Source organism: Mesorhizobium ciceri WSM4083, assembly GCF_000519305.1.
GTDB classification, from domain to species: Bacteria; Pseudomonadota; Alphaproteobacteria; order Rhizobiales; family Rhizobiaceae; genus Mesorhizobium; species Mesorhizobium ciceri_B.
In genome coordinates this window covers 1,098,902-1,121,121 of sequence record NZ_KI912610.1, presented here as the reverse complement: position 1 = coordinate 1,121,121, position 22,220 = coordinate 1,098,902, and the positions used below count along the sequence as shown (strand labels likewise).

At 64.2% G+C, this 22,220-nt stretch carries 19 protein-coding genes; 6 read left to right on the top strand and 13 right to left on the bottom strand.

All coding sequences use genetic code 11. The features are described 5' to 3' along the window. The first annotated feature begins 14 nt into the window (after window positions 1-14). The 3 genes from MESCI2_RS0131340 to MESCI2_RS0131330 all read left to right on the top strand — a co-directional run bounded on the left by MESCI2_RS0131340 (window position 15) and on the right by MESCI2_RS0131330 (window position 3,582). The gene (locus tag MESCI2_RS0131340; protein WP_027039936.1) at window positions 15-590 is read left to right on the top strand and encodes a YceI family protein; all 576 of its coding nucleotides are present in this window, start codon (window positions 15-17) and stop codon (window positions 588-590) included. A 307-nt stretch (window positions 591-897) separates the two neighbouring features. Continuing rightward, on the top strand, window positions 898-1,884 hold the full coding sequence (locus MESCI2_RS0131335; protein WP_027039935.1) for a Gfo/Idh/MocA family protein: 987 nt from the start codon (window positions 898-900) through the stop codon (window positions 1,882-1,884). 39 nt (window positions 1,885-1,923) lie between these two features. Further along, a complete protein-coding gene (locus MESCI2_RS0131330) occupies window positions 1,924-3,582 on the top strand; it encodes an FAD-binding dehydrogenase (RefSeq protein WP_027039934.1) in 1,659 nt (552 codons plus the stop codon). A 35-nt stretch (window positions 3,583-3,617) separates the two neighbouring features. Here the strand turns inward: MESCI2_RS0131330 and MESCI2_RS0131325 are convergent, their stop codons facing one another. From MESCI2_RS0131325 to MESCI2_RS0131295, 7 genes are all read right to left on the bottom strand, one after another. Beyond that, the gene (locus MESCI2_RS0131325; protein WP_027039933.1) at window positions 3,618-4,556 is read right to left on the bottom strand and encodes an alpha/beta hydrolase; all 939 of its coding nucleotides are present in this window, start codon (window positions 4,554-4,556) and stop codon (window positions 3,618-3,620) included. A 217-nt stretch (window positions 4,557-4,773) separates the two neighbouring features. Beyond that, window positions 4,774-5,556 (bottom strand): carnitinyl-CoA dehydratase, encoded by a 783-nt coding sequence (locus MESCI2_RS0131320; protein WP_027039932.1) that lies wholly within the window; start codon window positions 5,554-5,556, stop codon window positions 4,774-4,776. Then, window positions 5,549-7,627: an acetate--CoA ligase family protein gene (locus MESCI2_RS0131315; RefSeq protein WP_027039931.1), complete on the bottom strand. Its 2,079-nt coding sequence runs from the start codon at window positions 7,625-7,627 to the stop codon at window positions 5,549-5,551. Before MESCI2_RS0131315 ends, MESCI2_RS0131320 begins: the two co-directional genes overlap by 8 nt. Before the next feature lie 3 nt (window positions 7,628-7,630). Then, window positions 7,631-8,794: an acyl-CoA dehydrogenase family protein gene (locus MESCI2_RS0131310; RefSeq protein ID WP_023810592.1), complete on the bottom strand. Its 1,164-nt coding sequence runs from the start codon at window positions 8,792-8,794 to the stop codon at window positions 7,631-7,633. A gap of 4 nt (window positions 8,795-8,798) precedes the next feature. Beyond that, the gene (locus MESCI2_RS0131305) at window positions 8,799-9,902 is read right to left on the bottom strand and encodes a carnitine 3-dehydrogenase (protein ID WP_027039930.1); all 1,104 of its coding nucleotides are present in this window, start codon (window positions 9,900-9,902) and stop codon (window positions 8,799-8,801) included. Then, window positions 9,899-10,528: an HD domain-containing protein gene (locus MESCI2_RS0131300; RefSeq protein WP_027039929.1), complete on the bottom strand. Its 630-nt coding sequence runs from the start codon at window positions 10,526-10,528 to the stop codon at window positions 9,899-9,901. Before MESCI2_RS0131300 ends, MESCI2_RS0131305 begins: the two co-directional genes overlap by 4 nt. Window positions 10,529-10,546: 18 nt before the next feature. Next, window positions 10,547-11,464 (bottom strand): 3-keto-5-aminohexanoate cleavage protein, encoded by a 918-nt coding sequence (locus tag MESCI2_RS0131295; protein WP_027039928.1) that lies wholly within the window; start codon window positions 11,462-11,464, stop codon window positions 10,547-10,549. Window positions 11,465-11,592: 128 nt separating this feature from the next. Here MESCI2_RS0131295 and MESCI2_RS0131290 point away from each other — a divergent pair, with 128 nt between their 5' ends. After that, entirely contained in the window at window positions 11,593-12,573 is a 981-nt protein-coding gene (locus MESCI2_RS0131290) for a GlxA family transcriptional regulator (protein ID WP_027039927.1), read from the top strand. A 14-nt stretch (window positions 12,574-12,587) separates the two neighbouring features. On the opposite strand, the gene MESCI2_RS0131285 is transcribed toward MESCI2_RS0131290, so the two are convergent. The 3 genes from MESCI2_RS0131285 to xylA all read right to left on the bottom strand — a co-directional run bounded on the left by MESCI2_RS0131285 (window position 12,588) and on the right by xylA (window position 14,940). After that, window positions 12,588-12,791 (bottom strand): hypothetical protein, encoded by a 204-nt coding sequence (locus tag MESCI2_RS0131285; protein ID WP_027039926.1) that lies wholly within the window; start codon window positions 12,789-12,791, stop codon window positions 12,588-12,590. 177 nt (window positions 12,792-12,968) lie between these two features. Next, the gene (locus MESCI2_RS0131280) at window positions 12,969-13,445 is read right to left on the bottom strand and encodes a GNAT family N-acetyltransferase (protein WP_027039925.1); all 477 of its coding nucleotides are present in this window, start codon (window positions 13,443-13,445) and stop codon (window positions 12,969-12,971) included. A 169-nt stretch (window positions 13,446-13,614) separates the two neighbouring features. Continuing rightward, window positions 13,615-14,940 (bottom strand): xylose isomerase, encoded by a 1,326-nt coding sequence (gene xylA, locus MESCI2_RS0131275; protein ID WP_027039924.1) that lies wholly within the window; start codon window positions 14,938-14,940, stop codon window positions 13,615-13,617. Window positions 14,941-15,052: 112 nt separating this feature from the next. Here xylA and MESCI2_RS0131270 point away from each other — a divergent pair, with 112 nt between their 5' ends. Further along, window positions 15,053-15,415, top strand: coding sequence for a nuclear transport factor 2 family protein (locus MESCI2_RS0131270; RefSeq protein WP_027039923.1), 363 nt, complete (start codon window positions 15,053-15,055; stop codon window positions 15,413-15,415). Between the two features lie 197 nt (window positions 15,416-15,612). Here the strand turns inward: MESCI2_RS0131270 and xylB are convergent, their stop codons facing one another. Next, window positions 15,613-17,067 (bottom strand): xylulokinase, encoded by a 1,455-nt coding sequence (xylB, locus tag MESCI2_RS0131265; protein ID WP_027039922.1) that lies wholly within the window; start codon window positions 17,065-17,067, stop codon window positions 15,613-15,615. A gap of 82 nt (window positions 17,068-17,149) precedes the next feature. Next, entirely contained in the window at window positions 17,150-18,472 is a 1,323-nt protein-coding gene (locus MESCI2_RS0131260) for a tetratricopeptide repeat protein (RefSeq protein ID WP_027039921.1), read from the bottom strand. Window positions 18,473-18,698: 226 nt separating this feature from the next. On the opposite strand from MESCI2_RS0131260, the gene MESCI2_RS0131255 reads away from it, so the two are divergent. Beyond that, window positions 18,699-21,488, top strand: coding sequence for an autotransporter outer membrane beta-barrel domain-containing protein (locus MESCI2_RS0131255; RefSeq protein ID WP_027039920.1), 2,790 nt, complete (start codon window positions 18,699-18,701; stop codon window positions 21,486-21,488). Window positions 21,489-21,540: 52 nt separating this feature from the next. On the opposite strand, the gene MESCI2_RS0131250 is transcribed toward MESCI2_RS0131255, so the two are convergent. Then, on the bottom strand, window positions 21,541-22,164 hold the full coding sequence (locus MESCI2_RS0131250; protein ID WP_027039919.1) for a LysE family translocator: 624 nt from the start codon (window positions 22,162-22,164) through the stop codon (window positions 21,541-21,543). Window positions 22,165-22,220 lie beyond the last annotated feature (56 nt).

Sequence of the window (22,220 nt, the reverse complement as noted above, 5' to 3'; positions counted from 1 at the left end):
CAAGGAACATTCCCATGTACACGCGCATCTTCGGATTTGCGGCGGTCGCCGCTTGCCTCGCCATGCCTGTTTCAGCGGCCGTCGCGCTTGGTGACGCCGCCGGCAGCTATTCGATCAGCCCGGCCAACTCCAGCATCCGCTTCTCCATCGGCAAGGTCGGCGGCGGCGGCCTCAATGGCGCCTTCGCCCGCTTCAAGGGCTCGATCCGCATCGACAACAGCGATGTCGGGCGCTCTGAGGTCAATTTCACCATCTTTCCCGAAAGCGTCGGCACCGGCCAGGGCCGTATCGATGCCTTCCTGCGCTCCGACGCGGTGTTCGATGCCGCCAACAACCCGGAGATCCAGTTCCGCTCGACCAGCGTGACCCGAACCAGCGACAGCATGGCCCTCGTCAGCGGCCGGCTGACGGCGCGCGGCAAGACGTTTCCGGAAAAATTCACGGCCGAGCTCGGCGGTCTCAAGGCCGGCATGATCAAATTCCATGTCACCGGCAAGGTGCTGAGGTCGCGCTACGACATGGGTGTCGGCACGCCGATCTATTCCAACATCGTCGACTTCGACATGACGCTGACTGGAAAGCGCGGCTGAGTGGTTGCGGAACTTGGGTTCCTCGCCCCCGCAAAGCGGGGGAGAGGTGGCCCGGCGAAGCCGGGACGGAGAGGGGGACGACGGTCGCGGCGGCAGAGCCCTCTAAAAGCGGTCATGGGCGGTCATTAGCAAAGCCTATGGAGCGCTCGAGTCAGCAAGCCTGGACACGCTACGAAGACCCCTCTCCGTCCCGGCTTCGCCGGGCCACCTCTCCCCACTTCGTGGGGCGAGGAACCAGCACTGTGCATTGGCTTTTCCGGCGATTTCGGGCAAACCTCGTTGCCTGTAATCGTGATGGAGAAGCCTGATGTTCCGATGGGGTGTGTTGTCGACGGCCAAGATCGGCCGCGAGCATTTGTTGCCGGCCATGGTCGAGGCGGAGAACGGCGTGCTGTCGGCGATCGCCAGCCGCGACCTGTCGAAGGCCAAGGCGCTCGCCGACCGCTTCGGCGCGCGCCATGCCTTCGGCTCCTATGAGGAACTGCTTGCTTCCGACGAGGTCGACGGCGTCTACATCCCGCTGCCAACCTCGCAGCATGTCGAATGGACGGCAAAGGCCATCGAAGCCGGCAAGCATGTGCTGGTCGAAAAGCCGCTGGCGCTCGACGCCAAGGACATCCTGCCGCTGATCAAGCTGCGCGACCAGAAAAAGGTGCTGGTCTGCGAGGCCTTCATGGTCATCTACCACCCGCAATGGATCAAGGTGCGCGACCTCATCGCCAGCGGCGCCATCGGCCGGCTGCGCCATGTGCAGGGTGCCTTCTCCTACTACAATGTCGACCCCAGCAACATGCGCAACCAGCTCGACCTCGGCGGCGGCGCGCTGCCCGACATCGGCGTCTACCCGACCGTGTCGACGCGCTTTTCGACCGGCAAGGAGCCGCTGCGCGTGCAGGCGACGATCGAGCGCGACAAGAAATTCGGCACCGACATCTATTCCTCGATCCGCGCCGATTTCGGCGACTTCGAGCTGTCCTTCTACCTGTCGACGCAGATGGCGGCGCGCCAGGTCATGGTGTTCCACGGCGAGAATGGTTTCATCGAGCTGTTCTCGCCCTTCAATGCCGGGCTCTACGACCATCACCGTGTCGAGCTGCACAACCAGAACCACACCGAGGCGCAGGTGTTCCGCTTTCCCGGCACCCAGCAGTACCGGCTGGAGGTCGAGACCTTCGCGCGTGCGGCACAGGGCGGCAAGGAACGCGTCTTCACGCTGGAGGAGTCCATCCTCAATCAGAAAGTCATCGACGCCATCTTCCGCGCCGGCGGCAAAGAAGGCTGGGAGACGGTCTGACCCTTGCATTGAAGTAGCCGGCTAATTCTGGGAGGAAAGATGGCTGACGATGCGGACGTGATCATTGTCGGCGCCGGCCTTGCAGGGCTGGTTGCCGCCGCCGAGCTTGCCGAGGCCGGCAAGAAAATCATCATCGTCGACCAGGAGCCGGAGCAGTCGCTCGGCGGCCAGGCGTTCTGGTCGTTCGGCGGCCTTTTCCTCGTCGATTCGCCCGAGCAACGGCGCATGCGCATCCGCGATTCGCATGACCTGGCGCTGGAAGACTGGCTGGGCACCGCGGCTTTCGACCGGCCCGAGGATTTCTGGCCGCGTAAATGGGCGGAAGCTTATGTCGGCTTTGCCGCCGGCGAAAAACGCTCCTGGCTGATGCAGCGCGGCCTGAAATTCTTTCCGGTGGTCGGCTGGGCCGAGCGCGGCGGCGGCAATGCCATCGGCCACGGCAATTCGGTGCCGCGCTTCCACATCACCTGGGGCACCGGCCCTGGCGTTCTCGAACCCTTCGTGCAGCGCGTGCGCGAGGCGCAAAAACGCGGATTGATCAGCTTCAAATTCCGCCACCGGGTCAATGAATTGACCCGCACGGGTGCGACTGTCGACGGGGTGCGCGGCGACATCCTGCAGTCTAGCACCGCCGAGCGCGGCCACAAGAGCTCGCGCGATGTCGCCGGCGATTTCGAGCTTCACGCGCAAGCGGTGATCGTCGCCTCCGGCGGCATCGGCGCCAACCATCAACTGGTGCGGGAGAATTGGCCCAAACGGCTGGGCGCCGCACCGAAGCGCATGATCACTGGCGTGCCCGATCATGTCGACGGCCGCATGCTGGCGATCACGGAACAGGCTGGCGGCTCGATCATCAACCGCGACCGCATGTGGCATTATGTCGAGGGCATCAGGAACTGGGCGCCGATCTGGACCGATCATGCGATCCGCATCCTGCCCGGCCCGTCATCGCTGTGGCTCGATGCGCGCGGCAAGCGCCTGCCGGTGCCGCTCTATCCCGGCTTCGACACGCTGGGCACGCTCAACCACATCATGAGCACCGGCTTCGACCACTCCTGGTTCATCCTGACCAAGAAGATCATCCAGAAGGAGTTCGCGCTGTCGGGCTCGGAGCAGAACCCCGATTTGACCGGCAAGAGCTGGCGCCAGGTGCTCGGCCGCGCCACATCTGGCATTCCGGGTCCGGTCAAGGCGTTCATGGAGAAGGGCGAGGATTTCATCGTCGAGGCCGATTTGCCGGCGCTGGTCGCGCGCATGAACGCGCTGGCCGGCGGCGAGCCGCTGCTCGACGTCGCCCAGGTCGAGCGCGAGATCCGCGCCCGCGACCGGCAGGTCGACAACCCGTTCTCCAAGGACATGCAGATCACCGCCCTGCGCGGAGCGCGCGCCTATCTCGGCGACCGCCTGATCCGCACAGCCAAGCCGCACAAGATGCTCGATCCGGCAAACGGCCCGCTGATCGCGGTGCGCCTCAACATCCTGACCCGCAAGACGCTGGGCGGCCTGCAGACCGATCTCGACAGCCGCGTGCTGGGTGCCGATGGCCAGCCGGTTGCGGGGCTTTATGCGGTCGGCGAAGCCGCCGGTTTCGGCGGCGGCGGCGTGCATGGTTACGCGGCGCTTGAGGGCACCTTCCTCGGCGGCTGCATCTTTTCCGGCCGCAGCGCCGGCCGGGCGGCGGCCGCTTCGGTAGGGTGAGCCGGCGCCGGTCGGCCCTCAGAGTCTAGCCGCGATCACCAGCGCCAATCGCCCTGTCCAAGCGCGGTCATCGCATCGACGATCCGGGTGAAGCTGGTGCGGGCGCGGCCGACCGTGTGCCGGCCTCGGAGATAACCATGCACCAGCCCCGCTTCCTCGAACCAGGTCGCGCGTCCGCCCGCCGCCACGACTAGGTCGCGATAGTTCTCACCATCCGATGACAGCGGGTCGCACTCGGCAGTGATCAGTACTGTCGGCGGCAGGTTGGAGAAGTCGATGTCGGCGAGCGGGGCCAGCGTGATGTCCCCGGTCCTATCCACGCCGCCGGTGCGGATGTGCTTGTAGAATTCGAGATCGCGCACGGTCAGCATCGGCGCTTCGGCGTGCTTGACATAGGAGCCTTTCGAGCGGTCTCCGCCGAGGCCGGGATAGATCAGCACCTGGCCAACCGGCCTTTTCGAATGGCCGCGCGTGGCGTGACTGACGGCGGCGCAGAGATTGCCGCCGGCGCTGTCGCCGCAGAACACGATAGGATGATCGCGATTGGCGGCGGCCCATTCGAAGGCGCTCATCGCATCGTCGAAGGCCGCCGGATGCAGATACTCCGGCGCCAGCCGGTAGTCGACCGACACCACCTCATAGCCGGTGCGCGCGCACAGCTCTGCACAGACATCGTCATGGCTGTCCAGCCCGCCGAGGATGAAGCCGCCGCCATGGACATAGAGCACCGTCACCGCAGCTTGCTGTGCGCTTCGGTAGGTACGGATCGGGATATCGTGCGTGGGCGTCGCTATGGCTGAGGTTTCGACCGCAACGCCTTCGGGATAGCCGGCAAAGAATTCGCGGCACATGCGGTCGTAAATCTCGCGCTGCTGCGCAATCGTGTAGTCGATCGTGTCGGGCGGATAGTAGGAGTTGGTCCGCTCTATGAACGCCCAGGTCTCGGCGTCGATGAGGGTTTTGTAGTCGGTCATGGGTGCTGGAAAGGCTGCCAAGGCTGAGCCAGGGCGCCCCCCTCTGTCCTGCCGGACATCTCCCCCTCAAGGGGGGAGATCGGATGTTGCGAAGGCTTTCGCCAACCTTCTGCGTCGCAAGAAGAGTGCAGAGATCGAAGCTGCCAATCTCCCCCCTTGAGGGGGAGATGGCCGGCAGGCCAGAGGGGGGTAAGCGCCATCGTTCCGGCGGTATCCACTACTTCCCCTTCCAAACCGGCTCACGCTTCTCCGCAAAAGCGCGAAAACCCTCCATGCCGTCTTCGGAGCCATAGAGTGCATCGACCGTTGGCAACTGGCGCCGCGTCACCTTGTTCATCGCGTCCTGGAAGGTCAGCGCCTCGGCCACGCGCGCCGTCTCCTTGATCGCGGCGAAGACCAGCGGCGGCCCGCCTGCGAGCAGCCGGGCGGTTTCCCAGACGCGATCTTCCAGCCTTTCCTTGGGCAGCACTTCGTTGACAAGGCCCCAGCGATGCGCTTCAGCGACATCCATCCAGCGGCCAGTGAGCAGCAGGTCCATGGCGACATGGTAGGGGATGCGCTTCGGCAGCTTGATCGTTGCCGCGTCGGCCAGCGTGCCGGCGCGAATCTCGGGCAGCGCGAAGGAGGAATGGTCGGAGGCGTAGATGAGGTCGCAGGAAAGCGCCAGTTCGAAGCCACCGCCCACCGCCATGCCGTTGACGCAAGCAATGACCGGCTTGTTGAGGTCGCGCAATTCCTGCAGCCCGGCAAAGCCGCCGACGCCATAGTCGCCGTCGACCGCATCGCCGCCTGCGGCGGCCTTCAAATCCCAGCCGGCGCAGAAGAACTTGTCGCCTGCGGTCTTGACGATGGCGACGCGCAATTCCGGATCGTCTCGGAATGCCTTGAAGGTCTCGCCCATCAGCCGCGAGGTCTTCAGGTCGATGGCGTTGGCCTTGGGCCGGTCGAGGGTGACTTCGAGGATGGTGCCCTCGCGGCGGGTCGAAATGACGTCAGACATTCTTCTTCTCTCCCAGCACCAGCAGCGCGTCGGCGATCCAGGCGCCCTTGCCCTCTGCACAGACGATCAGCGGGTTGATGTCGAGTTCCTCGATCTCACCGGCATTCTGCTGCACGAAGGCGGCAATGCCCGAAATGGCATCGATGGCAGCCGCGACATCGGCTTTCGGCCGGCCGCGATAACCCTCGAGCAGCGGGAACAGTTTCAGGCCGCGCAGCGCCGCCTCGATATCGTCGCGCGTCGCCGGCAGCATGAGCGTAACGCTGTCGCGCAACAATTCGACCAGCACGCCGCCGGTGCCCAAGGTCATCACCGCACCGAACATCGGGTCGCGGGTGAAGCCGACGATGAGTTCGGCAACATCGTCGCGCACCATGCGCTCGACATAGAGCCCGGTGCCGAGCGGCAGCAGGTCATGCGCTGCGGTGCTGACGGATTCGGCATCCCTGAGATTGAGCCTGACAGCCCCAACCTCGGATTTGTGGGTAACGCCGAGCGCCTTCAGAGCGACGGGAAAGCCGAGCGCCATGGACGAGATCACCGCCTCGACGGCATTGGCGGCGCGCTCGCCCTTCGGCACCGGCAGGCCAGCCTTGATCAACCGCGATTTTGCTTCGGCCTCGTCAGGGGTGACGTGGTCGCCGCCAGGGGCACCGGAGGCCGACGTGTCGATCGGCTGCGCCTGAGGTTCAGCCCAAGCCCAGCCGATGAAGGCAGCCGCCCCGGCTGCATCCATGGCTTCCGAAATGCCGAACAACGGCACCATGCCGCGCGCCATCAACTCGGCCGTGTATTCCTCCGGCAGGTTCTCCGGCAGCGAGGAGACGATCGCGCCATGCGCCTTGTTGGTCTTCAGCGCCGATTCGAAGGCGCGCAGCGTCGCCCACCAGTCGGTGACCGAGCAGCGGTCGGGGCGCGGAAAATCGAGCACCAGCATGTTGAGGTCGAAACCGCCCGACACCATGGCCGTGAAGGTGGCGGTCATCGCCGGCTCGTTGTTCCAGATGAAGGTGTGATAGTCCAAGGGATTGGCGACCGCGACCAGCGGCCCGAGCGTCGATTTGACATGGGCGCGGTGGCTGTCGGTCAGCACTGGGAAATTGACCCAGCGCCCTTCGGCGCTGTCGGCCATGACGGAGGCCTCGCCGCCCGAGCAGCTCATCGACGACAGCCTATAGCCGGGCAAAGGTCCGGTGATGTGCAGCAGCTTCAGCGCCTCGATAAAGGCGGGGATCGAATCGACGCGCGCAATGCCGAGCCGCCGCAGGAACGCACCCGAGGCCGCATCCGAGCCGGCGAGCGAGGCGGTGTGCGAGACGGTCGCCTGCCTGGCCTGTTCGGAACGGCCGACCTTCATGGCGATGATCGGCTTCTTCAGCTCGCGCGCCCGTGCCGCCAGCCGCTCGAAGCCGGCTACCGAATCGAAGGCCTCGATGTGCAGGCCGAGCGACGTGACCCGCTCATCCTCGATCAGGCCGAGCGCCATTTCGGACAGGCCGGTCTGCGCCTGGTTGCCGGCGGTCATCAGGAAGGCGATCGGCAGGCCGCGCCTCTGCATGGTCATGTTGATGGCGATGTTGGAGGACTGGGTGATGATGGCGACGCCCTTGCCGCCCTCGGCCAGCCTTATGCCGCCATGCTGGTCGGGCCACAGAAGCGCGCCGTCGGCATAATTGATCAGGCCGTAGCAATTCGGCCCGATGATCGGCATCGAGCCGGCTGCCGCGACCAGCTCGGCCTGGAGCCGCTCGCCGTCGTCGTCATAGGCCTCGGTCTCAAGGAAGCCGGCGGCAAAGCAGACGGCACCGCCGGCGCCGCGTTCGGCCAGCGCCTTGACCACCTCGATGGTCAAATGCCGGTTGACGCCGACAAAGGCAGCATCGGGCGGGCCCGGCAGTTCGGCGACCGAACGATAGGCCCTACGTCCGGCAACCTCGTCCTTGGTCGGATGCACCGGCCAGATCTCGCCGGCAAAGCCCATCTTGATCGATTGCGCGACGACGGCTGCAGCCTGCGCACCGCCGAAGACGGCGATCGATTTCGGCCGCAGGAGACGCTCAAGTTTATGCATATGTTATGCCCCGAACGGGCGCAGCAGCGCCCTCGAAATGATGTGGCGCTGGATCTCGGACGTGCCTTCCCAGATGCGCTCGACGCGCGCGTCGCGCCAGATACGCTCCAGCGGCAAGTCGTCCATCAGTCCCATGCCGCCATGGATCTGGATCGCTTCATCGGCAACGTATGCAAGCATTTCGGTGGCCTTCAGCTTGGCCATGGCCATGTCCTGGTCGGTGACGGTGCCCTGATCGTACTTCCAGCCGGCTTCGAACACCATCAGGTCGGCAGCCTTCAGTTCGGTCGCCATGTCGGCAAGTTTGAACGACACGCCCTGGAACTTGCCGATCTGCTGGCCGAACTGCTGGCGCTGCGCGGCGTATTCGACGGCATGGCCAAGCGCCCGCTCGGCACGGCCAAGGCAGGTGGCGCCGACCTGCAGTCGGGTGGCGCCGAGCCAGGAATTGGCGACGTCGAAACCCTTGTGGACTTCGCCCAACACTTGGGCGGCGGGCAGCCGGCAATCGTCGAATTCGAGGATGGCGTTGGTGTAGCCGCGATGCGAGACGTTGCGGTAGCCATCGCGGACGGTGAAGCCTTTGGTGCCCTTATCGACGAAGAAGGCGGTGATCTTCTTGCGCTTGCCGCGCGGCGAATCCTCTTCGCCTGAGGCCATGAACACGATGGCAAAGTCGGCGAGGTCGGCGTGGGAGATGAAATGCTTGGTGCCGTTCAGCACCCAGTCGTCGCCGTCCTGCACGGCGGTCGCCTTCATGCCGCGCAAATCGGAGCCGGCGCCCGGCTCGGTCATCGCCAAGCAGTCCCATTTCTCGCCGCGGATGCAGGGGAACAGGTACTTTTCGCGCTGCTCCGGCGTGCCGGCAAGGAGGATATTGGAGGGGCGCGCCACGCAGGTCCAGTGCAGCGCATAGTTGGCGCGGCCGAGTTCCTTTTCGTAGAGCAGCCAGGTCACCGTATCGAGGCCTGCACCACCGACATCGGCCGGCATGTTGGCGGCATAGAGCCCGGCCTCGATCGCCTTGACCTTGATCTCCTCGATCAGGTCGCGGCGCAGGACGCCGGTGCGCTCGACCTCGCGCTCATGCGGGTAGAGCTCGTTCTCGACGAACGCACGCGTCGTCTCGACGATGAGCCTCTGTTCCTCCGACAGCCCGAAATCCATGCTCTCAGCCTTTCTTCTTGCCGGTCTTTTTCTTCGGCTTTTCGGCTTTCTTGACCGGTTTCAAGGCTTTGGCCTTCTCGGCCGCCTTGGAGGCCGTCGGCTTCTTCGCCGCCAGTTTGGCCAGCTGCCTGGTATAGTCCTTGTGCAGGGCGCCGGCGCCCCAGCCCTTGCCTTTGTTCTGCTTCGACAGCGCATCCATGATCGCGACCAGATTGTCGTCGCGGATCTTTTCCAGTTCGCGGATCGACAGCCCATGCGCCTGGTCGTCCGACTGCGTGGCGATCAGGTCGACCAGTTCGTCGTTGAATTCCGGCACGTCCATCAGCTTGGTCCATGGCCATTTCAGGCACGGCCCGAACTGCGCCATGAAGTGGCGCATGCCAGCCTCGCCGCCGGCGACGCGATAGACCTGGAACATGCCCATCTGCGCCCAGCGCAGGCCGAAGCCATAGCGCATGATGTCGTCGAGCTCCTCGACCGTACAGATGCCGTCCTTGATCAGCCACAACGCTTCGCGCCATGCCGCTTCGAGCAGGCGGTCGCCGACGAAGGCCTCGATCTCCTTGCGGATGACCACCGGCTTCATGCCGATCGAGGCATACATCTCCTTGGCGACCTCGATCGCCTCGGGGAAGGTCTGTTCGCCGCCGACGATCTCGACCAGCGGCAGGAGATAGACCGGGTTGAACGGATGGCCGACGACCAGCCGCTCCGGATGCTTCTTCATCGCCACCTGCATGTCGGTCGGCTTGATGCCGGAGGTCGAGGAGCCGACAATCGCATTGGCCGGCGCGTGGGTATCGATCTCGGCCAGCACGCGGTGCTTGAGGTCGAGCCGCTCCGGCACGCTTTCCTGGATGAAATCGGCATCGGCGACCGCCTCGGCGATGGTCTTGGCAAAGGTCAGCTTGCCTTCCTTTGGCAGACCGCCGGGCAGCATCTGCTTATAGGCGCGGCGCGCGCCCTTCATCACTTCGCCGACTTTGCGTGATGCCTCGGGGTCTGGATCGAAGATCGATACGTCGATGCCGTTGAGCAGCAGTCGGGCCACCCAGCCGGCACCGATGACACCGCCACCGATGGCAGCGGCCTTGTTGATGATGCTCATGCGGAAGCTCCGGTTCTGGTCCTGGCGGTTGTGGGATCGACGAGCGGCACGCGCTCGCCGGCGCGGATCACCGAGGGATCGTAGGCCTTGCGGGCAAAGACTTCGAGCACGAAGGGCCGGAAGAATTCGATCGGCAGCGTGTCGTAGTCCGGGTCGAAGCTCGACTGGTCCCAGCGCTCGCAAAACTGGTCGCAATCGTCGAAATAGGCGTGGCCGGCAAAGCGGTCGCGCGCATGGCGGTTGCCGCCGAGATGATGAGCATAATAGAGCCGCTGGAAGTCGCCATGCTTTTCCACCACCCAGGTGCATTGCTCGCGCACGAAAGGTTTCAGGATCGAAGCGGCATATTCGTCGTGATTGTAAGGCGCATAGATGTCGCCGATGTCGTGCAGCAGCGCGCAGGCGATCCAGTCGGTATCGGCGCCGTCGCGCCAGGCACGCGTCGCCGCCTGTAGCGAATGACCGAGCCTCGTGATCTTGTAGCCGGACAGGCCCGCGTCGAGCTGCACCAGCGCATCGAGCAGCCGCTCGCCGGTCCTGGCCGCGTAGTCGATCTCATGCGCGGTCAGGAACTCGTAGTCGTCCCGGTCGCCATCCTTCATCGCGGTGAATTTGACGGTAGTCATGTCGACCCTCCCGATAATTTATGCCGCTATCGGCGCCCGCTTGGTCAGGTTCAGCTTCTTGCGCACTTCCTCCGGCCCAAGAATCCTGGCGCCGAGATTGGTGACGATGCTGGCTGCGCGTTCGACCAGCTGCGCGTTGGTCGCCAGCACGCCCTTGTCGAGCCACAGATTGTCTTCCAGCCCGACGCGGACATTGCCGCCGGCCAGCACCGCTGCCGCGGCATAGGCCATCTGGTTGCGGCCGATAGCGAAGGCCGACCAGTTCCAGGTCGACGGCACATTGTTGACCATCGCCATGAAGGTGTTGAGGTCATCCGGCGCGCCCCACGGTACGCCCATGCAAAGCTGCACCAGCGCATCCGGGTTCAGCACCTTTTCCTCAACCAGTTGCTTGGCGAACCACAGATGGCCGGTGTCGAAGGCCTCGATCTCCGGCTTGACGCCAAGCGCCGTCATCATGCCGCCCATGGCGCGCAGCATACCGGGCGTGTTGGTCATGACATAGTCGGCTTCGGCGAAATTCATGGTGCCGCAGTCGAGCGTGCAGATTTCCGGCAGGCATTGGCGCACATGTTCCATGCGGTTGGTGGCGCCGCCCATGTCGGTGCCTTTTTCGTTGAGCGGCAGCGGCGCCTCCGGCGAACCGAACACCATGTCGCCGCCCATGCCGGCGGTCAGGTTCAGGATGACGTCGACGTCTGCCTCGCGAATGCGCTCGGTCACTTCGCGGTAGAGATGCACATCGCGCCTGGGCTTGCCGGTCTCGGGATCGCGCACATGGCAATGCACGATGGCGGCGCCAGCCTTAGCCGCGTCGATGGCGGAGTCCGCTATCTGCTTTGGCGAGCGCGGCACATGCGGGCTGCGGTCCTGCGAGCCGCCGGACCCGGTCACGGCACAGGTAATGAAGACCTCACGGTTCATCGCGAGCGGCATGGAATTCTCCTCCAATAGTATGCATGTCGCCCAAAAGTGGGAACCGGTTTTGGGATAACGACATGCACAAAGACGTCCACAACAATGCCCGACTTGCCGGAAACTGTTTTGCGTTTTACGAAGCTTCCATGACGAAAAGCGAAAAACCGACGATCTTTCGCGCCGAGCGCTCGCCGCTCAAGGTGACGCTGCTGGTGTTTTCCGGCTCATCCATCATGTGCGTGGCCTCGGCCGTCGATCCGCTGCGTGCCGCCAACCGCATCGCCGGCGAGACCCTGTTCGATTTCAGGCTGGTCTCGGTGACCGGGGAGGCTCCGGTCACCACATGCGGCCTGCCGGTGGCGGTCAGTGGCCGTTTCGACGCGGCCGAGCCAACCGACGTCCTTGTCGTCGTCGCCGGCTTCGGCACCCAGAATTATGCAACCTCGGCTCTGTTGTCCGGACTGCGCCGGGCGGCACGCACGGCGCGTGCTTGCGGCGGCGTCGAGGCGGGCACCTGGCTGGTCGCACGCGCCGGCCTGCTGGAAGGGCGCAGCGCCACCACCCACTGGGAGGACATGGAGGACTTCTCCTCGGCCTTCCCGGGTGTCGATGTCCGCCCTGACCGCTATGTCATCGACGGGCCTGTGTTCACCTCGGGTGGCGCATCGCCGACCTTCGACCTGATGCTGCATCTCATCCGCACGCGGCTCGGCATGGCCGTCGCGCTCGATGTCGCCAGCGTCTTCATCTACGACCAGGCGCGCGCCGCCACCGACGCACAGCCGCTGGTCTCGCTTGGCCGGCTCGACGGCTACGACCCGCGCCTTGCGCAAGCCATCCGGCTGATGGAATCGCATGTCGACCAGCCGCTGACCATCGAAGCGGTGGCCAAGCGCACCGGCGTGACGGCGCGAACGCTGGAGGGCATCTTTCGCAAATCGATCGGCGAGACGCCGGGCGCCTATTACCTCAGGCTGCGCCTCGGTGCCGCGCGCCGGCTGGTGGTCGATACAAGGGTTGCCATGGCCGATATTGCCGGGCGGACCGGGTTCTCGTCCGCCGCGGCATTTTCGAGGGCGTTTTCAAGGGCTTTTGGCGAAGCGCCGGTCAGGTTGCGGAGGGGGTAGGTTTCAACGGGCGATCAGGCCGCGTTCTGACGGTCACCGTCGATTTGCGAGCGCATCTGTCTGGCCAGACGGGTCTCGAAGCGGCTGGACACCGCGCGATCCCATTCATTCGAAATCTTGGCGTCGTCCGTTTTCCGCGGCATCGCCATCAGCCGGTCGATGATCGATCCAGCCTCGCCAGGTGAGAGCAGGGCGTCGATTTCACGTTCGTTCTGCATATCGGTTCGCCTCCTTCTTCCTCTCCCGCCACGAGCCAGTCTTATACGAGATTCGTGACGGCTGTTTGAAGGCAAGAGCGAGGTCATTGAAGGGCGGCAAAGGGCAAAACCGTGTCGCGGGACCGGGCCATGCGCAAAGCTGTTCCTGTACCTTGGCAGGTCAGGTCAAGGAGAAATCTACAGCCGCTTTTCGAACAGCACCGTGGTGAAGCCGCTGTCCCATTCGTCATCGGGATAGCGATTTTTCTCGATATAGCCGACCGACTTGTAGAGTGCTTGTGCGGGCAGGTTGAACGTGTCGGTTTCCAACCGCGCCTGCGCCAATCCGGCGGCGCCGATTGCCTGTTCGGCATGGGAAAGCAGCTTGCGGCCGACACCTTGGCCTTGACGGGATGCCATCACGTGCAGGGCCTCGATGAAATCCGCGCGCCAATGGATCAGGCCGGCGACCTCGCCATCAATCTCGGCAACGGCGAATTCAGGCCAGCTCCGGTCGACATAGCGCCCGCCAATATCCGTCTCGATATAGCGTCGCGCCGAGGCTTCGGTGATGTTCGGCAGCCAGGTGCCTTCGAACGTTTCCTGCAGGACCTGCTTCAAAGCCGGGATATCGCTTGCCTGCGCCGGGCGCACGATGATTCGGTCCTCTGCCATTTTCCGTCTCCCGCCCTCTTTCGGCGACACCCGTGCCATCCTGATCTCACACTGGCCGCCGAAGATCTGTGCGATCCTCGGCAGCCTCGCGCGAAATGCGCTGACTAGCAGATGGTGATGGCTGCGGCTTTCAGCCAGAGGTGGCGGATGTCGGTCCAGAAACCGGGCTTCACACGTACCGGTTGACGATGTTTTCCAGCAGCTCCTGGCGGCCGGACCTCGGCTGCGGCTCGATCTTCTTCTTGACGACGCGCTCGGCGATGTCTTCCAGCGTGCGCTTGCCGGAAAGCATCGCCTTGCCCTCGGCCGTGTTCCAGCCGGCATAGCGTTCGGCCAGCGGCGCCGATAGCGCCTTGTCCTCGACCATGCGGGCCGCGGCTTTCAGGCCGCGTGCGCAAGAATCCATGCCGCCGATATGGCCGATCAGCAGGTCCTGAGGATCGAGCGACTGGCGGCGCAGCTTGGCGTCGAAATTGGTGCCGCCGGTCTTGAACCCGCCGGCCTGCAGAACCTGGTAGTAGGCCAGTGCCATCTCGGGCACGTTGTTGGGGAACTGGTCCGTGTCCCAGCCCGACTGGTAGTCGTTGCGGTTCATGTCGATCGAACCGAAAATACCGAGCGCATTGGCCAGAGCCAGTTCGTGCTCAAAGGAATGGCCGGCCAGGATGGCGTGGCCCTGCTCGATATTGACCTTGACCTCCTTCTCCAGCCCGAAGCGCTTGAGGAAGCCGTAGACGGTGGCGACATCGTAGTCATACTGGTGCTTGGTTGGCTCCTGCGGCTTCGGCTCGATCAGGATCGTGCCCTTGAAACCGATCTTGTGCTTGTAGTCGACGACCATGCTGAGGAACCGGCCGGCCTGTTCCTGCTCGCGCGCAAGGTCGGTGTTGAGCAGCGTCTCATAGCCTTCGCGCCCGCCCCACAGCACGTAGTTTTCGCCCTTCAGCCGCTTGGTGACGTCGATGCAGCTTTTTACCGTCGCCGCCGCGTAGGCAAAGACATCCGGATCGGGATTGGTGGCCGCGCCCGACATGAAGCGGCGATTGGAAAACAGGTTGGCCGTGCCCCACAACAGCTTGACGCCGGTCTGCTTCATCTTGCTTGCGAAGTAATCGGCGATCTCATCGAGGCGCGCCGAACTCTCGGAAAAATCCTTGCCTTCCGGCCGCACATCGGCGTCGTGGAAGCAGAAGTAAGGCGCGCCGAGCAGCGAGAACATCTCGAAGGCGACGTCTGCTTTCAGTTTTGCCAGCTCCATCGTGTCGGTGCCGCCTGCCTTGGGGAACCACGGCCGGTCGAAAGTCTGGCCGCCGAACGGATCGCCACCCGGCCAGGCAAAAGAATGCCAGTAGGCGACGGCGAAGCGCAGATGATCTTCCAGCCGCTTGCCGGCGACGACCTCGTCGGGATTGTAGAACCTATAGGCCAGCGGATTGGTCGAATCCGGCCCTTCATATTTGATCTTCTTGATGTCGCCGAAAAATCCGCTGCTCATGATTTCTGTCCTCTCACAAAGTTCTGCCGCCATTACCTCAGGCGTAATTGGTTTCAGGTCGGGGCTGGTCGAAAAGGGTCATGTCAAAACCGTCAAATGAAGGAGACAGACCATGACCGACCTCACCAAGATCGCCCGGAACTACATCACCGCCTGGAACGAAAGCGATGCCGGCCGCCGGGCCGAACTGCTCAAGGCGACCTTCACCGAAGACGTCAGCTACCGTGATCCGCTCATGCAGGGCGATGGCCATGCGGGTGTCGCAGCACTCATCGACGGCGTGCAGCAGCGCTTTGCCGGCTTCCGGTTCTCGCTGAAGGGTACACCGGACGGTTTCGCCGACAAGATCCGCTTCTCGTGGAATCTCGGACCTGAGGGGACGCCTTCGGTGATCGAAGGTACCGACATCGGAATCATCGAGAACGGCCGCCTGAAGAGCGTCACCGGTTTCCTCGACAAGGTGCCGGCGCAGTAAGGACTTCTGGGCGAGGCGGGTGCGAAGCGCCCCCCTCTGGCCTGCCGGCCATCTCCCCCGCAAGGGGGGAGATTGGCTGGCCCTTCCACCTTCGCCAATCATCAACCTTGCAAGACTGGCATAGCCGTCAATACCGCTGATCTCCCCCCTTGAGGGGGAGATGCCCGGCAGGGCAGAGGGGGGTGCCTCGCACTGACTCACGCCGTGGCGACCTTGATTGCCGGGTACAGCGCCCGGTAGCGCTGATAGGCATCGGCATAGACGCCGCCGAGCGCCGCGTCCGGTTCGATCGTGGCGTCGGTCCTCGGTGCCCTACAGATTTCAAGCGGATCGGCACCGGTCGCCGCGATCAACCCAAGCCGCGCCGCACCAAAAGCAGCGCCGAAATCGCCGTCTGCCGGAATATCCACCGGTACCTGCAGCGCGGTGGCAATCGCCTTCAACCAGTAACGCGAGCGCGAGCCGCCGCCGATCGCCGTCACCCGCGTCAAGCTGGTGCCGGCCGTGGCCAGGGCTTCGAGGCTGTCGCGGAAGGCAAAGGCTACACCCTCCAGCACGGCCTGGGTAAGCACGGCACGGCTCGATTCATGCGCCAGCCCGGTGAACGCGCCGCGAATGGCGGAATCATTGTAGGGTGTGCGCTCACCCGAGAGATAAGGCAGGAAGGACACGCCGCTGGGCGTCTTCAAGGTATCGCCGAGCTCGGCGGTCAACTCCCCGGCGCTCTTCCCGGTGATTTCGGACAGCCAGTTGAGCGAATCGGTTGCCGACAGGATGACGCCCATCTGATGCCAGGTGTTCGGAAGCGCGTGGCAGAAGGTATGCACGGCACTTGCCGGGTTGGGCAGGTAGGAAGCGTTGGCGGCAAACAGCACGCCCGACGTGCCGAGCGAGACGAAAGCGTGGCCGGCGCCGACCGTGCCCATGCCGCAGGCCGAGGCCGCATTGTCGCCGGCGCCGCCGGCGATCGGAATGCCGGCCTGGACGCCCCATTTCGAGGCCAATTCGCTGCGCAGCGCACCTGCCTTCTGCGTACCCTCGACCAGTGACGGCATCTGCTTTTCGTCGAGCGATGTCGCCGCGAGCAGGTCCGCGCTCCAGCGCCGCTTGCCGACATCGAGCCAGGACGTGCCGGCAGAATCCGACATTTCCGAAATGTGTTCGCCCGAAAGCCAGAGCCGCAGGAAATCCTTGGGCAGCAGCACTTTTGCGACCTTGGCGAAGACAGCGGGTTCGTTGTTTTTCACCCAGGCAAGTTTCGGCGCGGTGAAACCGGGAAAGACGATGTTGCCGGTCAGGGCGCGGAAGCGCGGATCGGCATCGAGGACGGCCGCCTCGGCATGGCTGCGCGTGTCGTTCCACAGGATGCAGGGGCGCAGCACCTTATCGGCGGGATCGAGCAGCGTGGCGCCATGCATGTGGCCGGACAGGCCGATGCCCTTGACCGCGGCGAACTCTTTTGGATGCCTGGCCCTGAGGTCGGCAATCGCCTCTTCGCAGGCGCGGATCCAGTTGTCCGGGTTTTGTTCCGACCAGCCGGGATGCGGCCGCGACACGTCGATCGACGCATGGCCGGAACCGATGACGGTTTGCCCGGCATCGATCAGCAGCGCCTTGACGCCCGACGTCCCGAGATCGAGGCCCAGATACATGTCTTCCTCCCACGCCAGTTAATTTTTTCGGGGCTCGAAAAAATCTGGCTTGGCCAGTTTTTAAAACAAGATCCGCTTCGGGTCAATTCTCCGACAAATCGGCGGCGCGTCGCACAAACAGCGCTGACAGCGGACTGTCGGACCGCGCCATCGAGCGTTCCGCCGTGAGCGCCCTGGCCAGCGCACCGTCACCGGCGCGCAACGCTGCCTCGATCAGCGTCAGGTCGATAACATCGCGTTGGGCGTGGCTGCCGCCGAAACGATGAGCGATCGCCCGGATCGGCCGGATCAGGCGCACGGTCTCGGTATAGCGGCCCTCACCGAACGCCTTGATGGCGAGCGTCAGCGGATGGCCGACATCCCGCGTGAAAGCCGCATTGTCGTCGCTGCCACGCATGGCCTCGCGCTGCGCCTCGAGCAAAGCGAGGGCCGGCGCATCGAACCCTGCACCGACAAACGCCATCATCGCGTGGGCATCGTTGAAGGCATAATTGCCAGCGCCGGCCTTGTGCCAATTGGCGGCGAGCGCCGCCCAGCGGTCGCCGACATTGATGCCGCCGAGGGCGAGCCGCCACAGGACTGCCGAGGCATCGACCATGTTGAGCGCCATCGTCGATTGCACGCTGTAGATTGGGCCGTCATAGAGGGCCAGCACCGCGTCGGTCTCGCCGAGATCATAGTGGAACAGCGCCAGGTGCCACCAATTGTGGACCTGCAGGAAGCTCTCCCTTGTCCACGCTTCCGGGTTCGCCTGCATCCAGGCAATGCCATCCCTTTGCCGGCTTTGCATTTCCATGACATGGGCGACGGCGTGCTGCGCCCAGCCGTCGCGCGGCTCGATGTCGACTGCCGCGCGGCCAAGCTGTTCGGCCCTGACATAGTCACCCATCTCCTCCAGCCCGAAGGCCTGCATGCCGAGCATGGCGTGGTAGCCGGGCATGCCGCTTTGCCAGGATGGCAGGGCGCGAGCGATGCGGTCGCGCAGCATGCGGGCATTGCCGGTGAAGAAATCGATCTGGTGGCCGACCTGCAGCGCCAGCCCGTCGCGCGGGGTCTCGATGGTGATATCTTCGAGAACGCGGCTGGCCTCATGCCAGCGTCCGTTGGCGAGATGGCCAAGGGCCGAGACATGCGCTTGCTCGCGCGTGGTCGCGGCAAGCGGCAGTGCGGCCTCATGGCAAGCCTTGGCCACGGCCGTCGCCTCCCGCTCGGTGGCGAGGCCGAACAGATATCCCTTGAAGACATGAGCCATGACGAAGCCGGGATCTTCCGCGATGGCGTGGTCGATGGACGCCACGGGATCGCCGATGAAGCACTGCAGTTCGCGCACCGCCTGGCTGTAGGGGGCGAGCCCCGCCTCCGTTGCACCCGAAAGCGTCAGGCCGAATGCGTCCCTGATTGCCATGCGATGTCCTTTCATCGACCTGTGACGGGCCCTCGATCCCTTCGGCCCAAATCGATCCTAAAGCATGGTCCACGACACGCCAAACGCGCGTTGCGCCAGACCATTTCAGTAGTCTTTGCAGTTTAGCAACCATGAGGAGCAGATTAGGCTTTGTAAAATTGAATGAATTGTGTCTTCATTGCGGCGGCTGGCGGGGGCTGGAAATCGCGAATCGAGAGGGGACGCGATGCGGCATATGAAGAACTCGCTTCCGAACAGTCGTTCGGAGGACGCGCAGGTGACAGTTGCTTCGCTACGGCGAAAGTCGCATCCGCTACACCCTTGGCTTATTAGCATCTTCTCAACTACGGCCTTTGCGTTGTTGCCCAATTCAGCTGCGTTTGCCGCATGCGTGCTGGGCCCAATCGCCGGAAACACCGTCTACACCTGCGATAGCGGCGACTCGGGCGGCAGCCTCACCGATGCCGATGGCGATAACACGCTGAATTTTCCCGCCGGCGGCACCGGGCAGATATCAGGCAACGTCACCTTTGGTCTCGGCACGGACCGCATCGACATGCAGTCCGGCACCATCACCGGCACCGTCGATCAGGGCGGCGGCACGGATTTCTTCACCATTGGCGCGGGTACCGTCGGCGGCAATGTCCAGCAGGGCGCCGGCATCGACGACTTCAACATGAGCGGCGGCCAGATCGGCTCGCTCAACCAGGGCGACGGCCTCGACACCTTCACCATGACCGGCGGACGCATCGTCGATTTCTTCGACGACGGCGACCGCGCCGTGATGACCGGTGGCCGCATCGGCCGCGTCAACATGAAGCTCGACCAGAACTACTTCAACATGTCCGGCGGCACCATCGACCGCAACCTCGTCACCGGCTTCGACAAGGACACGATCATCCTGTCGGGCGGCACCATCGGCGGCAACATCAGCGTCAGCGGCGGCGATGACAGCGTCACGGTCACCGGCGGCACGGTCGGTGGCGATATACTGATGAGCTTCGGCGCCGACAGTTTCGTCTGGAACGGTGGCGGCATCATCTATGGTTCCGTCGATCTCGGCGGCGATAACGACACCGCCAAGCTCAGCAACCTCACCAACGCCAATCTCGGTGCCACGGACGCCATTTCAGGTGGTGCCGGCACCGATGCGCTGACCCTGGACAACGTCAAACTGGATGGGGTCAGCCGGCTCCAGAACTGGGAGAGCATCGACGCCACCAATGACACCGAGCTGACGCTCGACGGCAATCTGGTGCTCGGCGGCACCGGCACCGGCACGGGTTCGCTCAGTGTCGATGCCGCAAGCACGCTCTATGGCGGTGGTTTCAACGCAGCGATCCAGGCCTTTACGGCAGGCCAGTTGGCGCAGGTCACCAATGCCGGACGCATCGACCTGACCAATGGCGGCACCGGCGCCACCGACAGCCTGACGATTTCGGGCAATTATGTCGGCCTGGGTGGCCTGCTGCTTATCCAGACCGAGCTCGGTGACGATTCCTCCGCATCCGACAAGTTGGTCCTGTCGAGCGGAACGGCTTCCGGTTCGACCGGCATCTCGGTGGTCAATCTCGGCGGCGCGGGGGCTGCGACCACGCAGGACGGCATCATGGTCGTCCAGGCAATCAACGGTGCCACCTCGGGCGCCACGACATTCGCGCTCGACGCCCCGGTCGCCGCCGGTGCCTTTGAATATTATCTGTTCAAGGGCGGTGTCAGCGCCGGCAGCGAGGAGAACTGGTACCTGCGCTCGACGCTGAACACGCCGGCCCCGCCGGCCGCAGCCCCGCCGGTGCTGGAACCTACTGCGCCGCCGGAACCTGAGCCGCCGGCGGCCGAACCGCCGCCACCACCGCCCATCGACCCTGCGCCGCCGCCTCCGCCGGAATCCACGCCCGGCGACCCCGATCCGGTTGATCCGGCGCCGCCGGTCGTGCCGACCGATCCGCCGCCCGCGACACCGCCGGCACCACCGCCGGCACCAGTTGCGGATCCGCCCCCTCCGCCGCCGGTGGTGCCAACGGATGTGCCCGACCTGCCGACACCGGCGGCGGGCGAGGAGATCCTGCTCTATCGCATCGAGGTTCCGGTCTATTCCGCCTTGCCCCCGGTCGCCGAACATCTGGCGATGACGACGCTCGGCACCTTCCACGAACGGCGCGGCGAGCAGAGCCTGTTGTCGAACACCGAGCTGTCGCCGGTCTGGGGCCGCATCTTCGGCCAGGACAGCAAGATGGCGTATTCAGGAACGGTATCGCCGTCCTTCGACGGCACCCTGTTCGGCCTCCAGGCGGGCTTCGATCTGTTCGGCCGCGAAACCGCGTCGGGCCAGACCGATCGCGCCGGCCTGTTCGTCGCCTATGCCAGCATGAATGGCGACGTGCGCGGCCAGGCGCTGGGCTGGGACAATCTGTCCGTCGGCAGCATGGATATCAACGGCACCAGCGTCGGCGGCTACTGGACCCGGATCGGTCAGGGTGGCTGGTACTTGGACGGCGTCCTCATGGCCACCTTCTTCGGCGGCAACGCAACATCGTCGCGCGACATCGGCATCGACGTCGGCGGCACCGGCGTCACCGCTTCGCTGGAAGGCGGCTATCCCATCGCGCTGGGGCAAGGCTGGACACTTGAACCGCAGGCGCAACTGGTCTGGCAGCAACTGTCGCTCGACGATGCGTCGGACCGCTTTGCTTCGGTTTCCTTCGATACGGACGGCAACGTGACCGGCCGGCTCGGCGCACGGCTGCAAGGCGAAACAACAATCAATGGCATGGCGCTGCAGCCGTACCTCAAGGCGAACATCTGGCACGATTTCGGCGGCACGAGCCATGTCAATTTCGACACCACCGATATCTCCACCGAGGGCAGATCGACCTCGTTGGAGTTCGGCGGCGGCGTGATCGCCAAGGTGACGGACAAGGTCAGCGTCTTCGCCACCGGCGACTACACCACCAATCTCGGCGGCGACAAGCGTCGGATCCTCGAAGGCAATCTGGGCTTCAACGTCAAATGGTAAGGCCGATCATGATCCCGGAAACCAGTTTCGGGATCATGATTACAAAGACAGACTAATTGCTGGAACGCATCGCCACCGTGGCGATGCCGGCACCGACCAGCAGCGTGCCGCCGGTGCGGTTGAAGATGCGGATCGCCTTGGGATTGCGCACCACGTTGCGTGCGCGTGAGGCGATCAGCGCATAGCCGAACGCATTGGCGAAGGCGAGTGCCAGGAAGGTCGTCTCGAAGATCAGCATCTGCGTCCAGAAATCGGCGTGCTGGTCGAGGAACTGCGGCAGGAAGGCGACGAAGAAGGTGATGCTTTTCGGGTTGAGCGCGGTGACCAGCCAGGCATGCGCCATCATCTTCGCCGATGAGGCCGCGTCGGTGCGTGGTTCGGCCTTCAGCGCGCCGCCGGCGCGAAACAGTTTCACGCCGAGATAGATCAGATAGCCGGCGCCGATCAGCTTCAGGATGGTGAAGACACCAGCCGAAGCCGCCAGCAGCGCGCCGATACCCAGCATCGACAAGGTCATGGCGGTGAAGTCGCCCAGCGCCACGCCGACGGCCATCGGCAGCGCGGTGCGCCAACCCTGGCCCAGCGCATAGGACACGACGAGAAGGATGGTCGGTCCCGGAATGATGAGAAGGATCGTCGATGCAGCGGCGAAGGCGGCCCAGTTTTCGAAGGACATGCTCGTCTCCTTTGAGCTTAAAGAAGAGGATAAATCCTTAGGCCCGAGAGAATGTA